The organism is Amycolatopsis sp. NPDC005232, assembly GCF_040607795.1.
GTDB lineage: Bacteria > Actinomycetota > Actinomycetes > Mycobacteriales > Pseudonocardiaceae > Amycolatopsis.
Window position 1 is genome coordinate 479,220 of sequence record NZ_JBEXHL010000002.1, and the last position, 14,935, is coordinate 494,154.

Genomic DNA, 14,935 nt, shown 5'->3' on the forward strand with positions numbered 1-14,935 from the left:
GCCCAACGACGTGATCACTCTCGACCGACCGGTCAAGTTCACCCTCCCGACGCTGTTCAACCTGATCAAGCGTCGGGGCGGCGAGCCCCACCAGACGTTCTCCGATGTGGCGACGTTTAACGACCCGGATGCCGAGCGCAGCCTCGACCTGCAGGTCAACGCGGCACTGACCGAGATGGGCCTGATGGGGCCGCGCGGGATGGACCGGGACCTGCTCGGGCTGGTCGAGTCGATCTCACACCCGCAGGTCGAGTACTACGGCTGGTTCGACGGGCAGTTCGAAGACGGCAGCCCGTCGCAGTACTCGGTGCTGGTCGGCAGCGGCAGCGGCGGTGGGTTCGGCCTCATCAAGATCGCCGGGGACAACGCCGTGACGTTGCAGCGGCAGCGGCCCGACTACCTGCTCCCGACGTTCCTGGACATGATGCCCGCAGGCCAGGGTGCATCGGGGCAGCCGTTGGTCACCAGCAAGTCCGAGTTCGACAGTGGACGCGCCGCGGGGTCCGAGGATGTGTCGCAGCGTTCGATCATGCAGACCGGGCCTGGGCGGAACGAGGCGCTCGCGCCGTTGAAGGAGATTCAGCGGATCCTGAAGGCGCCGCGGACCGGGGCGGGGTCGTTGTACGTCGCGACGCGGCCGAACGGGGGGCGGCGCCGGCGGATTCCGAAGCCGATCAACTTCGTGGACACCGCCGAGGGGCGCTGGCTGATGGAGGAGCGGCCCGGGCGGGACGATTCGCTCGTCGTGTTCACGCCCGGTACGCCGAAGGCGATCGGGGATCGGTTGCGGACCGCACAGAGCGCGTTGGGCTGACCCGTCAGAGCGCTACTCCGGGTGGGGTTTCGAGTGCGGCACGTTCAGATTGCCGCCAGGTGAACCCCACCCGGTTTTTGTGTTGCGACCGGCCTACCAGCGTGTTCTCACTCAGCGGTTACTCAGAGCGCCGAAACACCGGTGCACGGCCGGCGTGGCCACTCGTTCAGCCCACCGTGTCATGCCTCTACGCTCCGTAGCATTCATCCACAGGCATGTGTGCACGCACCCGGGCGACACGCCGAACGACGCGCCACGCGCGACACGCCGGACGAGTTTCGACAAAGTTCTCCACAGTCTCTACACAGGCCTTGAACTGGGGATTCTTTGAAGCTGATCAGTACTGTCCCCAACTTGTCCACAGCGTGGCGGCTGCCTGTGACTGGTTACCTCCAGTCGTCCACAAGTTATCCACAGGACCGTCAACACCCTGAATTGCGCTCGTCCGTCCGGGGGATCTAGCGTGCCCTCTCGGCCAGCACTCACGGTGGCGCCCGGCGTGGCAAGTCATCGGTGAGGGGGACGCCGGTCCATCATCAAGAAGGGCCCGGCGGTTGGGCTGGGAAAGTCGGAGAGGATCCGGCATAATCGAACAGGTGTTCGCACGGGGAGAGCTCGCGCGGCACCGTTCGACACAGGACGTGACGAGTGGCAGGGGATGACCGCGGCTTAGCCCGCCGGTCGAGGAGGTGTCCGGGGCGGTGGCGCTGACCGACGACCGCGGTCCGATGTACGACGCGGACTCGGACCCGGGGCCGAGTGACCCGGGTCCGGGCGGGTTCGACCGGCAGCCGCCGCAGGACATGGCGGCGGAGCAGTCGGTGCTGGGCGGCATGCTGCTGTCGAAGGACGCGATCGCCGACGTGATCGAGGCGCTCGGGCCCGGCGACTTCTACCGGCCCGCGCACCAGGCCGTGTACGACTGCATCCTCGACCTCTACGGCCGCGGCGAGCCCGCCGACCCGATCACGGTGTCGGCGGAGCTGGAGCGCCGCGGCGAGCTCGGCCGCGTCGGCGGGGCGCCGTACCTGCACACGCTCATCGCGACCGTCCCCACCGCGGCCAACGCCGGGTACTACGCCGAGATCGTCGCCGAGAAGGCGGTGCTGCGCCGGCTCGTGGAGGCGGGCACGCGCATCGTGCAGTACGGCTACGGCGCGGCGGCCGCCGACGGCGCCAACATCGACGAGGTCGTCGACCGCGCGCAGGCTGCGATCTACGACGTCACCGAGCGCCGCACCAGCGAGGACTACGTCGCGCTGGAAGACCTGCTGCAGCCGACGATGGACGAGATCGACGCGATCGCGTCGCGCGGCGGGCAGTCGCGGGGCATCCCGACGGGGTTCGCCGACTTCGATGAGCTCACCAACGGCCTGCACCCCGGCCAGATGATCATCGTCGCCGCCCGCCCCGGTGTCGGTAAGTCGACGCTGGGCCTGGACTTCGTGCGGTCAGCGTCGATCCGCCACGGCCTGACCAGCGTCGTCTTCTCGCTGGAAATGAGCCGCACCGAGATCGTGATGCGCATGCTGTCGGCCGAGGCCAAGATCCGCCTCGCCGACATGCGCGGTGGCAAGATGTCCGACGACGACTGGACCCGCCTGGCCCGCCGCATGAGCGAGGTCTCGGAGGCGCCGCTGTTCGTCGACGACTCCCCGAACATGACGATGATGGAGATCCGCGCGAAGGCCCGCCGGCTCAAGCAACGCCACGACCTCAAGCTCGTGGTCGTCGACTACCTCCAGCTGATGACGTCGGGCAAGCGCGTCGAGTCGCGGCAGCAGGAAGTCTCGGAGTTCTCGCGGCAGCTCAAGCTGCTCGCGAAGGAGATCGAAGTGCCGGTCATCGCGATCTCCCAGCTCAACCGTGGTCCGGAACAGCGCACCGACAAGAAGCCGATGCTGTCCGACCTCCGTGAGTCGGGCTCCCTGGAGCAGGACGCCGACATCGTCATCCTGATCAACCGCCCCGACGCCTGGGAACGCGACGACCCCCGCGCCGGCGAAGCCGACCTGATCCTGGCGAAGCACCGCGCCGGCCCGACGAGCACGATCGTCGTCGCGCACCAGCTGCACTACAGCCGCTTCGCCGACCTCGCGCACGATTAGCCCCGCTTTGTCCGACGCGGCCCCCACCTTCGGCGACGTGCGACTGCGCGCCTTCGAAGACCGCGACGTGGACATGATCATCGACTTGTCGACCGATCCCTACATCCCGACCATCGGGTCCCTTGTCGGCAACTCCAACCGGGACGACGCCCGCGCATACCTCCGGCGACAGCACGACCGCCTCGAGGCCGGGCTGGGCTACGCGTTCTGCGTGGCGTCCGCGAGCACCGACGAAGCACTGGGCACGATCGGCCTGCACCTCACCGCCCTCACCGCCGGCCGCGCGACCGCGGGGTACGCCATCGCCCCCGCCCACCGCGGCAGGGGGCTCGCGCGGCAGGCACTCACCGCGCTGACGTGGTTCGCCTGGTCGATCCCGGACCTGCACCGGATCGAGCTGTACATCGAACCGTGGAACGTCGCCTCGGTGCGCACGGCCGAGGCCGCGGGCTACGAGCGCGAAGGTCTGCTCCGCAGCCACCAGGAAGTCGGCGGCCGGCGGGTGGACATGCTGCTGTACGCCGCGATCAAGCCGGCCGACCAGCCAGGGTAGCGAGGTGGTTCAGCTGGGACGCGGAAGGTTCGGCGCCCGCGCGGTCAGGGTCGATCACCCTGCCACCGTGACTCTCGGCGGTCAGCGGCCAAGAGCCTCGTAGTTCGTGATGAAGCTCGTCAACAGGCGAGCGAACGTCGCACGATCCTCGGCACTCCACGGCGACATCGCCTCCGCGAAGACAGTCCTGCGGAACGTGTGCAGCGCGTCCAGCCGGGCGCGGCCGGCCGGGGTCAGCGCGAGGACCGTGCGGCGGCCGTCGGATTGGTCGGCTTCCCGCTGCAGGTCGTCCTGGTCGACGGCGCGGGCGACGAGACGGCTGGCGCGAGGCTGGTCGACGCCGAGCGCCAAAGCGAGCGACGTGACGGTGGCCGGATCGCCACGGTCCGCGAAGTCCTCGACGACGTCGAGCAGTTCGATCACCGGGTCCAGGGCGTGCTGGCCACGGCCACGGGCGATGCGTGTGAGAGCGCGGCGCTGCTGGCTCCGGCGGATGGCGATCATGGCGTGCTCGACGTCGGCCACCGGGTCCGGCATGGGTGTCCCCTCACGGAAATACATGTACATTTACATGTAGTTGCTCTTCAACATAGGGAGTATCCATGAAACCCATCGGCTACTGGCTCCGGCACAACCACGAGTTGCTCGAAAAGGCCTTCGACCAGCCGCTCGGCGCCTACCACCTCACGCGCCGGCAATGGCAGGTGCTCAACGCGGTCGCGCAAGGGGCGCACGCCATCGAACAAGTCGACGAAGCGCTGAAGCCCTTCGTCACCCAAGAAGGCAGCATGGCCCGACACCTCGGCGAGCTGCACCACCGAGGCTGGCTCACCCCGGACCACCAGCTCACCACCCAAGGCCGGCAAGCCCACCAAACGATCGAGGCCGACGTCCGAGCCTTCCGCGCCCGGGCCACGAACGGCATCGACGAGCAGGACTACCTCACCACCGTCCGCACCCTGGAACGAATGGCTGAAAACCTCACCTGAGGAAATATCGCCGGGCCACAAAGCGTCGCGTACTGTAGTAGTTGAAGTTTCAAACACTTGGAGGCACGCATGGCCCGCACCCCGGTTCTCTACCTCAGCCACGGTGCGCCGCCGCTCGCGGACGACACGAGGTGGACGCGGCAGCTCGCCGGCTGGTCCGCTGACTTGCCGAAGCCCCAGGCGATCCTCGTCGTCTCGGCGCACTGGGAGGAGGCGCCGCTGACGCTCGGGGCGACCGAGACCGTCCCCCTCGTGTACGACTTCTGGGGCTTCCCCGACCGCTTCTACCAGGTGAAATACGCCGCGCCGGGCGCGCCCGAGCTGGCCGCGAAGGTGCGCAAGCTGCTGCACTCGACCACGCCCGTGCACGACGCGCCGGACCGCGGCCTCGACCACGGCGCGTACGTGCCGCTCGTCGAGATGTACCCCGGCGCCGACATCCCCGTGCTGCAGGTTTCGATGCCTTCGCTCGACCCGCAGGTGCTGTTCGACCTCGGCCGCAAGCTCGCGCCGTTGCGCGACGAAGGCGTGCTGATCATTGGCAGCGGCTTCTTCACCCACAACCTCAGCGCCATGCGCGAGACCGACGGCACCGACGGCACGCCGCCGCAGTGGTCCACCGAGTTCGATCACTGGGGCGACGAGGTCATCAACCAGGGCGACGTCGACGCGCTGCTCGACTTCCAGCACAAGGCGCCTGCCGCCGCCGTCGCGCACCCGCGCATCGAGCACTTCGCGCCGCTGTTCGTCACGCTCGGCGCGAGCGAGACGACCGGCCGCACCGTGATCGACGGGTTCTGGCACGGCCTCGCGAAGCGTTCTCTCGAATTTTCCTGACGCACAAAGAAAACGGGCCCGGAAGCTGGCTGCTTCCGGGCCCGTTTCGGGATTGGCTACATGCTCACTTCTTGAAGAAGCCGGTCACCTTCGCGGCCAGCTGCTGGATCATCGCCAGGGGCGAGGAGTCCATGCCCGACAGCGCCGGGACCTGAGCCACGGGCAGCGCCGGGACGGCGGGCAGCGTCGGCAGAGCCGGCAGACCCGCGGTCGGCAGCGCCGGGACACCCGACGTCGGCAGCGTGGCGGGCACGCCCGGCAGAGCCGGCAGCGCCGTCACGGCGGGAAGCTGCTGCAGCGTCGGCAGGTTCGCCTTCACCGGGAGCTGAGCCGGGACGGCCGGCATGTCCGCACGCTCGCCACCGAAAGGCAGACCCGGCAGCTGCACGCCGCTACCCAGACCCGACACGGTCGGCAGGGAGGTGGCGCCCTTGAGCTGACCCAGCTCGTTCAGGGCCGACAGCCCGCTGACCGGCAGGTCGGCGCGCTCGGCACCCGGCAGCATCGCCATGGCGGGCAGGCCCGGCAGAGCACCGGCGTCCGGCAGGGCCGGCAGACCCGGCAGCGCGGGCAGACCCGGCGTGGCACCGGCGGCCGGCAGCGCCGACAGGGCCGGCAGCGCGGGCAGCTGAGCCGCACCGAGCTCGTTGCCGAGCGGGGTGTCGATCGACGGCTCGGACACGACGGTGTTGTCGGTGCCCTCCGCGGTCGCGGTGCCCAGCAGCTCCAGCGGGACGCCGAAGACCGGGACGTTGACCGGCAGGTGGTGGTAGAAGTTGTAGCCCGAGAGCGCACTTCCATCACCGTCGGTGGTGGGGGTGCCACCGTTGGTCGCGGTGATGTTGTTGTCACCGGTCGCGTGGGCGACACCGGCCGCGGAAACGGCGTTGGTCACCACGTGCGGCACCGCGCTGACGGGGATGTCGAGGATGTTGCCCGAAACCGAGCCCTCGAGACCCGACGTGGTGTCGTCACCGGCAGCGGTCACGTCCTGCGTGTTGGTGCTGTCGGCGGAGGACACGCCCGCCGCGGAAACCGAGTCCGCCACGACCGGGACGGCCGCCAGCGGGTCGGCACCGATGACGTTGCCCGCCACCGCGCCGGCGTCACCGTTGGTCAGCGCGGAGCCGCCCGCGGTCGACGCGACGTCGTTCGAACCGGCCGCGTGGCCCAGCGCCGCACCCGCGACACCGGTGCCCGACGGGTTCACCGCACCGGCGACCGGCGCCTTGATGATGTTGCCGGCGAGGCCGCCGCCCTGGCCGTCGGTGCTGGCGTGGCCGCCCGCGGTCGAGTCGGTCAGGTTGTCCGCCTGCGCGGTGCCGATGCCGGCCACCGCGCCGCCGATCCCGTGGCCCTGGACGGGCAGCGAGACCGGGGCTTCGATGATGTTGCCCGCGCCCGCACCCTTGGTGCCGGTCGCGTGCGTGTCCCAGCCGGCACCCGAGGTGGTGTCGCCGGTGGCGTTGCCGTGGCCCTGGCCCACGAACGCGCCGCCGATGCCGAAGACCTGCACCGGGGCCGACACCGGGACGGTGCCGAGGTTCGAGCTCAGGAAGCCGTTGTCGTCGGCGGTGTTGCCGCCGCCGCCGGCCTGGACGACCTTGGTCTCGTGCGCGTCGGCCGAGCCCTGGCCGATGAACGAGCCGCCCACGCCGAAGACCTCGGCGGGCACGCCCACCGGGACCTGGACGACGTTGCCCGAGCCCGAGGAGTCGGTGCCCTGGCTGCCGTCGTAGCCACCGGCCGTGACGGTCTTGGTCTCGTTCGACGTGCCGGAGGCGTTGCCGATGTGGCTGCCGCCGATGCCGTGCACCTCGGGAGCGCCCGCCACCTGGCTGTTGACGACGTTGCCGCCCAGCACGGTGTCGTTGCCACGGGTGTAGCTGCCGTTGCCCGCGTTGGCGTCGGTCGTGTTGTCGCACGAGGCGTGCGCGTTACCGATGTAGGTGCCGCCGACGCCGCACGCCTCGACGGGCAGGGCGACGGCCGGGTCGACCACGTTGCCCGCGCCCGCGGCGTGCTGGCCCGAGGTCTTGACGAAGCCGCCGGAGTCGACAGTGCTCGAGTGCGAGCTGCCGACCGAGCGCTCGGGCGACATGCCCGTGGTCGCGTTGCCGATCCACGAACCCGCCACGCTCGCGACGTTCGCGATCGGGCTGAGCTGCGCGGCCGCGGCGTTGCCGCCGAGGAACGACTGGTCACCGTCGGTCTCGAGGTAGGTCGGCGTGCCGGCCAGGCTGCCCGGCCGCTTGTCGCCCGCCTTCGCGTCGGCCGAGGAGGAGGACGACGCGTCGGCGTCCGAGCCCCACACGCCACCGGCGTTGCCGTTGAACTTCACCGGCAGGGCGATGGGCGCGCCCACCACGTTGCCGGTGCCCGCGCCGCCCTTGCCGTCGGTCAGCGCGGAGCCGCCCGAGGTGGCCGTGGTGTCGGCGGTGTACTGGCTGTAGCCGTTGCCCAGGATCCAGGACGCGGCGTTGCCGGTCACCTGCACCGGGGTGGCGAACTGGCCGGCGACGACGTTGCCGGACAGGCCGGAGCCCTTGCCGGTGGTGTCGATGTTGCCGGTCTCGGTGGTGCTCTGGCTGGCCGAGCCGCCGTGCACCGCGCCGGACCCGCCCGCGAGGCCGACGCCGTTGCCGGCCAGCTGCACGGGGAGCGCCCAGTCGAGGGCGACGACGTTGCCCGCGAGCCCGGAGTTCTTACCGGAGGTCGCGATGTCCTGGTTGTGCGAGTAGGTCTGCTCGTGCGACTTGCCGTCGACGTTCGCGTCACCCAGCACACCGACGGCGTTGTCGACGATCTGGATCGGCACGACGAGGTCGCCGGAGACCTTGTTGCCCTTGAGGGCGTCGTGGGTCGGCGTCAGCTGCCGCGGCGCGTCGGCCTTCGGCAGGCTGCCCGTCAGGTTGCTCGCCGCACCGCCGGGGCTCTTCGCCGAAGCGAGCGCGTCCTTCACGGCGGAGGTGACGGGCTTGGTGCTGACCTCACCCTGGTAACCAGGAACGTCCACCTGACCCAGCGGGGTGCCGATGGCGTTGTTGTCGACGTCGACCGGAACGGTGACGTTGAGGTCGAGCGGGGAGGCCGGGGTGTCAGGGTTGACGTTTTCGTCGGCCGAGGCGATGCCGGTGCCCAGCATCAACAACCCACCCGTGACCAACGCGGTCTGGAGTCCGCGCTTTGCCCAGGTCTGCATGGGGTTTTTCTCCTTCATTTCGGGTTCCCTTGCGGGCTTGTGGAGGTGCGCTTTTCGCCGTGTTCATCGAGGGGAAATGCGCACCAGAGGGGTGGTGCGGTGCGAGCGCAGAAAGGGCGCATCGCGAGAAAACCCGCGGGGTTCAGTCGGTGACGCGAAGCAGGCACGACGAAGGTGCTCGAGCTTCAGGGCGCGTCAACGACCCCGCGGGTGAGGTGAATCAGTCAGGAGTGACGCCGGGCTGGTGGCCCGGGCTGAGCGGCGTGTGCCGCACACCGGCGCGGGTCGAACCCGCCACGGCGCTGTCGACGGCAGCGGTGACCCAGGAGGGGACGCCGAAGTTGAGGCCGTCGAGGTGACCACCGGGGGCGGTGTTGCCGCCGCCGCCGGGGACAGTCGGGATGGAGGGGGGCGCCATCGGGAGCTGCGCCGGGGAGAACGGGTCGGGCAGGTTGCGGTGGTCGCCACGCGAAGGCGTGTCGACGCCCGCGCCTGCTGCCGCGAAGTCCTCGTGCGCGGAGCGGGAGAAGATCGCCCGCAGCGCGTCGGAGGTGGAAACCGCTGCGGCGCCGAGGTTCTGCGCCGTGTCACCGGTGGTGCCGGTGGCGGCCGAGACGGGAGCGGCCGGCTCGACGGGCGAGCCCGGGAGCTCGGGGAGGTCGACCAGCGACCCCGTGTGGCTCGGGTCGAGCAGGTCCCACACCTTGCGGCCGAAGTCCTGCGCCTCGGGCGACGGGGCCGTGGCCTCGTCGATCACGCGGCGCGTGTCCTCGGGCTTGCGGGCGATGTGCTCGATCGCGCCGAGCGTGCGCGACGCCGGGTGCAGCACGGCGTCTTCACCGAGGTCGGTCACGGCGTCGCTGACGCGCCCGGACACCTCGTGGTCGGCCGTGGTGCGCACCTGGTCGCGGTGCGGCCCACCGATGTGGTCGCGCGGGTCGAGCGAGCAGATCGGCCGGTCGTGGCCCGGCTCGGACCACGTGGTGGCGTCCTGCTCGCACGCGGAGAGATTCTGCACGGCGCCCGCGGCGGTACCGGCGAACTCCGAGACGCCGCCCGTGACGTCGCCGAGGTTGGCCACGGTCGCGTCGGTCACCGGGGTGGCGCTGGGGATGGTGTCGGCCGAGGCAGCGGAGGAGGAGACGGCCCACGCGGCGGCGGTCGCGGCGACCGCGCCACCGAGGACGAACAGCGCACGCGACGCGAGACGGCCGACGCGCTTCGCGTCCCGCCTCTCGTTCGCCGCGTTCGTCACTCGTGTTTCTCCTCGACTCGAAATGTCTGACTCGAAATGTTTTCGGGCTTTTCGCTTTCCGAGCGACACTGAATCGTCGGAATTGCGTTCCCCATCGCCGGGTGTGAGACCGAGAAAACCAGGAGCAACACCCGTCACGCATCCTTGACACGACTTGATGCCACCATCGTGTGAACAACACAGAGTGTGGCTCGATCTCACGTTCGGTGATCACCACTGGCGGAGCGGGGTTACTCCGCAGTCGGCTGTCAAGCGCCACTTCGGGCGAACCGACGGACGCGCCGCCGCCCGCAGCACTGCGATTCGCCCGGAATGACAGGGCGGACCGATACGGTGGGCTTCGTGAGCCAGCCACCACGCGGACGGCGCGAGCAACCGTTCCTCACCGAGCACAACGACATCACCGGCCTGGTCCCACGCGGACTCCGGGTGGCCGCGGCACTGGGGTGGCGGTTCATCGTCGTGATCGCCGCGCTGTACGCGGTGGTCTGGCTGATGGGTTACCTGGCGGCGGTGGTCATCCCGGTGTCCATCGCGCTGCTGCTCGCGGCGCTGCTCGCGCCCGCCGTGGAAAAGCTCGTGCAGGTCCGGTTCCCGCGCGGACTCGCGACGGCGATCGTGCTGATCGCCGGGCTGGCCGTGCTGGGCGGGCTGCTCACGTTCGTGATCACGCAGTTCTCCAGCGGCCTGCCGCAGCTGCAGCAGCAACTCAACAACAGCCTCCACCAGATCCAGCGCTGGCTCACCGACGGGCCGATCCACCTGCGCCAGGAACAGATCCAGGATTTCCTGAGCAATGCGATCGGGTTCATCCAGAACAACCAGGCCTCGCTCACGAACACCGCGCTGACCACGGCGGGCACCGTCGGCGAGATCCTCACCGGGTTCGTGCTCACGCTGTTCATCACGATCTTCTTCCTGGCCGGTGGCAACCAGATCTGGTCGTTCCTCGTGCGCGGCGTCCCCACGCGGGTGCGCAAGCGCGTGGACGTGGCCGGGCGCCGCGGTTTCGCGTCGCTCGTCAGCTACATCCGCGCCACGGCCGCAGTGGCCGTGGTCGACGCCGTGGGCATCGGCATCGGGCTGTGGATCGTCGGCGTGCCGCTGGTGATCCCGCTGGCGACGCTGGTGTTCCTCGGCGCGTTCATCCCCATCATCGGTGCGGTGATCGCCGGTAGCGTCGCGGTGCTGATCGCCTTGGTCACCAAGGGATTCATCGGCGCGATCATCGTGCTGGCGATCGTGATCGGCGTGATGCAGCTGGAAAGCCACGTGCTACAGCCGCTGCTGCTCGGGCGTGCGGTGCGGCTGCACCCGCTGGCCGTGGTGCTCGCGATCGCCACCGGTCTCGTCGCCGCGGGCATCGCCGGCGCGCTGCTGGCCGTGCCGCTGCTGGCCGTGCTCAACGCGGGCATCCGGTCGCTGCTCCACGAACACAATCCCGACCCCGAGGCCGTCGACGTGCTCCACGACCAAGCGGCGCAACCCAACGACGCCGAACCGGGCTCCGACGACGCCGAAGTGCCGACTCGGGGCGACGACGAGGAGAAGTGAGCACGCCGGCGACCCGCGACCCGGCGACGCCGCTGTGGCGCGGGGTCGTGTTGCTGCGCGTGGTCACGTGGGCGTTCGCGCTCGGTGTGGTGATCGCGCACCGCGGTGAGTTCCAGCGCGCGTGGCTGGCGTGGGCCGTCGTCGGCGCGATGGGCGGGTGGACGCTGGTGTCGGGCGTCGCGTACCTGCGCGAAGGCGGCCGGTGGCGGTGGCTGGTGGTGCTCGACGTCGTGCTGACGACCGGGCTGATGTTGTTGTCGCCCTTCATCTTGTCGCCGACGCAGTACGCCGAGGCCGCGCCGCTGATCACCACGGTGTGGGCCGCGGTGGGACCGATCGCGGCGGCGACCCGCTTCGGCGCGGGCGGCGGTGTGCTGGCGGGACTCGTGGTCGCCGTCGGCACCGGCGTCGCGCGCGAACGCCTGGACCTCGACGTCTTCCGCGACGGTGTGCTGCTCTGCGCGAGCAGCGTGCTGATCGGCATGGCGGCCACCACGGCGCGGCGCTCGGCGGACGCGCTCGCGCTGGCGTTGCGCACGGAAGCCGCGACGGCCGAACGCGAACGGCTCGCGCGCTCGATCCACGACAGCGTGCTGCAGGTGCTCGCGCGCGTGCGCCGGCGTGGCATGGAAGTCGGCGGCGAGGCGGCCGACCTGGCGCGGCTGGCCGGTGAGCAGGAGATCGCGTTGCGCGCCTTGGTGACCACCGAACCGTCGTGGGCGGTGGCGAGCAACGGGACCGCGGACCTGCGTTCGGCGTTGCAGCTGCTGGCCACGCCGTCGGTTCAGGTCGCGACGCCCGCGGGGACCGTGGACCTGCCGGCGCACGTGACTTCGGAACTGGTGGCCGTCACGCGCGAGGCACTGTCCAATGTGGAGAAACACGCGGGCGCGGACGCCCGCGCGTGGGTGCTGCTGGAGGACCTGGGCGGCGAGGTCGTGGTGAGCATCCGCGACGACGGCCCGGGCATTCCCGAAGGCCGGCTGGCGCGCGCGGAGGCCGACGGGCACCTGGGTGTGGTGGAGTCCATCAGGGGCCGGGTGCGCGATCTCGGCGGCACCGCGGCCCTGGACAGCGCTCCGGGCCGCGGCACGGAGTGGGAGGTGCGCGTGCCGAACACGCCGGTGCCGAACAAGACCGCGCCGAACAAGGCCGTGCGAAACAAAACGAGGGGCGGACGATGACGATTTCCGTGATGGTGGTCGACGATCACCCCATCTGGCGCGACGGCGTCGCCCGCGACCTGGGCGAAAACGGCTTCGACGTCCGCGCCACGGCGCCCGACGCCCCCTCCGCCGTCCGCATCGCCCGCACGGTCTGCCCGGACGTCGTCCTGATGGACCTCAACCTCGGCGGCACCTCCGGCGTCGACGCGACGCGCGAGATCACGACGGAACTGCCGGACACACGGGTGCTGGTGCTGTCGGCTTCCGGCGAGCACTCCGACGTGCTGGAGGCGGTGAAGGCGGGTGCCTCGGGCTACCTGGTGAAATCGGCGTCCGCGGCGGAGCTGGTGGACGCCGTTCGACGCACGGCCGAGGGCGATCCCGTCTTCACGGCGGGTTTGGCGGGGCTCGTGCTGGGGGAGTACCGGCGGATGGCCGACGCGCCGTCGTCCGCCGAGCCGGCGCCGCCGCGGTTGACCGAACGCGAGACGGACGTGTTGCGGCTGGTCGCGAAGGGGCTTACCGCGCGCCAGATCGCGGAGCGGCTGGTCCTGTCGCACCGGACGGTGGAGAACCACGTGCAGTCGACGCTCCGGAAGCTGCAGCTGCACAACCGAGTGGAGCTGGCGCGGTACGCGATCGAACACGGCCTCGACGAGGACTGATCGCTACGAAGCACTGACTGCGACCGTCTGCAGAGCGCCGGTCAGCTTGGCTTTCCCGAGCCGCCACGCGGGTTCGCCCGGGTGCCAGGCCGCGACGACCCCGTCGTCGAGCACGAGGTCGCCATCGTCGGTCCAGTCCAGCGACGAGTGCTTGAGGTTCTCGGTGACGAACGGCATCGACGGTGACTGCTGCCAGGTCAGGTCCGTGAGGTCGAGCAGCCACACGTCGCGGGTCTGGAGGTCGGAGTTGTGCCACGAGGGCGAGCCGAAGTCGACGGCCGCGAAGTTGCCTTCCCGGCTCGGGACGACCAGGGGATTGCTCTGGACCACCGGCAGTTGGACCTTCTCGCGGCTCCCGTCGCGCAGGTCGACGACCGTCAGGTCCGTGAGGCCGCCGAGGATCAGCCGGTTGCCGATCGCGGCGAGGATTCTCGGGGCCTGCTGCACGGTGCGTCCGGTGTCGGGGTCGATGAGGACGTCGACGGTTTCGGCGGTGCCGTTGTTCACGGTGATCAGCAGGCCGCGGGAGGTCTCCTCCCGCAGGATCGTGGTGCAGCTCGCCGTGGTGCCGCCGCCCAGCGCCGAGCCCGCGAGCGACACGTGCTCGAGCCGGCAGCTGTCCGGGGCGTCCTGGCGGATGACCCACACGCTCTTGGCGTCGGCGCCCGGCGCGAGGCTCACCGCCTGGCCGAGCGGCGTGGCCACGCCCGCGTAGGCGTAGACGTCGAACGGCTGGCAGGTCTGCTGGCACCGCGGCGAGGTGAGGATCACCGGGGTGCGGCCCACTCGCTGCATCCAGACCAGCCGATCACCACCCGGCACGCCGGGCACGGTGCCCTTCGCGCCGGTGTCGGCGTCGAACAGGGTCGGCGGTGACGTGGCGAGCAGCAGCTGCACGTCGATCCCGCCGGTGGCGACCGACCCGGTGAGCCCGCTCGGCGGCGGGCCGCTCGGCCGGGGCATCGTCGTGGCCTTGGGGCTCGGAGCCGGGGTGGGGATCCCGCCCGTACACGCGGCCAGGAGGAAGCTCGTCGCAACGAGGGCGACGCCGGCGCGAAATACGGGTCTGTTCAGGGTTTTTCCCCGATCTGACGACGGAAATACGGTTCTACCATCGTTTGCATGGCCGAGGAAGAGACGACCGGCGCGGAGACCGCGACCGAGACGAAGCCGTTGACCGCACGCGACATCCGGGTGTCGGACGACGAGCGCGAACACGTCGTCGCCGTGCTCCAGAAGGCGATCGGGCTGGGGATGCTCAACCTCGACGAGTTCACGGAGCGCACCGACAAGGCGCTGGCGTCGCGTACGCGCGGCGAGCTGAACGCCGTACTCACGGATCTGCCGGGCCTGCTGCACCCGGGGGCGGCGCCCAGTTACCCGGCCTACCAGCCCCCGACCAGCACGTATGCACCCGGTCGGCGGCTCGAGCTCAACGCCAAGTACTCGTCGCTGCAGCGCGGCGGCCCGTGGCTGGTGCCGGCGGCGCTGGTCGTGCGCAACAAGTACGGCAGCACGAAGCTGGACTTCACCGAGGCCCAGGTGTCGACGCCGGTCGTCGAGATCGAGCTGGACTCCAAGTGGGGTTCGGTCGAGATCATCATCCCGCCGCAGGCCGCGGTGGACTACAACGCGATCACCGAGATCAAGTTCGGTTCACTCGACGACAAGACCGGCAGCAACGGCCGCGCGGGCAACCCGCGCTACGTCATCACGGGCCGCATCCACGGAGGCTCGCTGGTCATCCGCAACCCTCGGCGGGGCTTATTCGGCTGACCGGCGATGCGGTGCC

Annotated in this window: 13 protein-coding genes; 9 read left to right on the forward strand and 4 right to left on the reverse strand. The window is 70.3% G+C overall.

Translation table 11 applies throughout. The annotated features are described in order from the left end of the window. Window positions 1–10: 10 nt before the first annotated feature. From ABZU76_RS06030 to ABZU76_RS06040, 3 genes are all read left to right on the forward strand, one after another. A complete protein-coding gene (locus ABZU76_RS06030) occupies window positions 11–814 on the forward strand; it encodes an ESX secretion-associated protein EspG (RefSeq protein WP_354865517.1) in 804 nt (267 codons plus the stop codon). A 701-nt stretch (window positions 815–1,515) separates the two neighbouring features. Beyond that, window positions 1,516–2,922, forward strand: coding sequence for a replicative DNA helicase (gene dnaB / locus ABZU76_RS06035; RefSeq protein WP_220245354.1), 1,407 nt, complete (start codon window positions 1,516–1,518; stop codon window positions 2,920–2,922). Between the two features lie 37 nt (window positions 2,923–2,959). Then, window positions 2,960–3,475, forward strand: coding sequence for a GNAT family protein (locus ABZU76_RS06040; RefSeq protein ID WP_354865519.1), 516 nt, complete (start codon window positions 2,960–2,962; stop codon window positions 3,473–3,475). Between the two features lie 81 nt (window positions 3,476–3,556). Here the strand turns inward: ABZU76_RS06040 and ABZU76_RS06045 are convergent, their stop codons facing one another. Further along, the gene (locus tag ABZU76_RS06045) at window positions 3,557–4,012 is read right to left on the reverse strand and encodes a MarR family winged helix-turn-helix transcriptional regulator (protein ID WP_220245355.1); all 456 of its coding nucleotides are present in this window, start codon (window positions 4,010–4,012) and stop codon (window positions 3,557–3,559) included. Window positions 4,013–4,077: 65 nt separating this feature from the next. Here ABZU76_RS06045 and ABZU76_RS06050 point away from each other — a divergent pair, with 65 nt between their 5' ends. Both ABZU76_RS06050 and ABZU76_RS06055 read left to right on the forward strand, forming a co-directional pair. Beyond that, entirely contained in the window at window positions 4,078–4,464 is a 387-nt protein-coding gene (locus ABZU76_RS06050) for a MarR family transcriptional regulator (protein ID WP_354865521.1), read from the forward strand. 69 nt (window positions 4,465–4,533) lie between these two features. Beyond that, window positions 4,534–5,301, forward strand: a complete 768-nt coding sequence (locus ABZU76_RS06055) for a class III extradiol ring-cleavage dioxygenase (protein ID WP_354865523.1) — start codon at window positions 4,534–4,536, stop codon at window positions 5,299–5,301. A gap of 64 nt (window positions 5,302–5,365) precedes the next feature. On the opposite strand, the gene ABZU76_RS06060 is transcribed toward ABZU76_RS06055, so the two are convergent. Continuing rightward, complete coding sequence (locus ABZU76_RS06060) at window positions 5,366–8,503, reverse strand: PE-PGRS family protein (protein ID WP_354865525.1); 3,138 nt, start codon at window positions 8,501–8,503, stop codon at window positions 5,366–5,368. A gap of 220 nt (window positions 8,504–8,723) precedes the next feature. Beyond that, the gene (locus ABZU76_RS06065) at window positions 8,724–9,758 is read right to left on the reverse strand and encodes a hypothetical protein (RefSeq protein WP_354865527.1); all 1,035 of its coding nucleotides are present in this window, start codon (window positions 9,756–9,758) and stop codon (window positions 8,724–8,726) included. Window positions 9,759–10,100: 342 nt separating this feature from the next. Between ABZU76_RS06065 and ABZU76_RS06070 the strand changes: the two genes are divergently transcribed. Genes ABZU76_RS06070 through ABZU76_RS06080 form a run of 3 tightly spaced genes read left to right on the forward strand, consistent with a single transcriptional unit; the run spans window position 10,101 to window position 13,143 of the window. Further along, window positions 10,101–11,312 (forward strand): AI-2E family transporter, encoded by a 1,212-nt coding sequence (locus ABZU76_RS06070; protein ID WP_255638566.1) that lies wholly within the window; start codon window positions 10,101–10,103, stop codon window positions 11,310–11,312. Next, window positions 11,309–12,496: a DUF5931 domain-containing protein gene (locus ABZU76_RS06075; protein ID WP_354865529.1), complete on the forward strand. Its 1,188-nt coding sequence runs from the start codon at window positions 11,309–11,311 to the stop codon at window positions 12,494–12,496. Before ABZU76_RS06070 ends, ABZU76_RS06075 begins: the two co-directional genes overlap by 4 nt. Beyond that, complete coding sequence (locus ABZU76_RS06080; protein ID WP_354865531.1) at window positions 12,493–13,143, forward strand: response regulator transcription factor; 651 nt, start codon at window positions 12,493–12,495, stop codon at window positions 13,141–13,143. Before ABZU76_RS06075 ends, ABZU76_RS06080 begins: the two co-directional genes overlap by 4 nt. Before the next feature lie 3 nt (window positions 13,144–13,146). Here ABZU76_RS06080 and ABZU76_RS06085 read toward each other — a convergent pair whose 3' ends face one another. Beyond that, window positions 13,147–14,106: a hypothetical protein gene (locus tag ABZU76_RS06085; RefSeq protein WP_354865533.1), complete on the reverse strand. Its 960-nt coding sequence runs from the start codon at window positions 14,104–14,106 to the stop codon at window positions 13,147–13,149. Window positions 14,107–14,265: 159 nt separating this feature from the next. Between ABZU76_RS06085 and ABZU76_RS06090 the strand changes: the two genes are divergently transcribed. After that, window positions 14,266–14,919, forward strand: a complete 654-nt coding sequence (locus ABZU76_RS06090) for a DUF1707 domain-containing protein (protein ID WP_354865535.1) — start codon at window positions 14,266–14,268, stop codon at window positions 14,917–14,919. Window positions 14,920–14,935 lie beyond the last annotated feature (16 nt).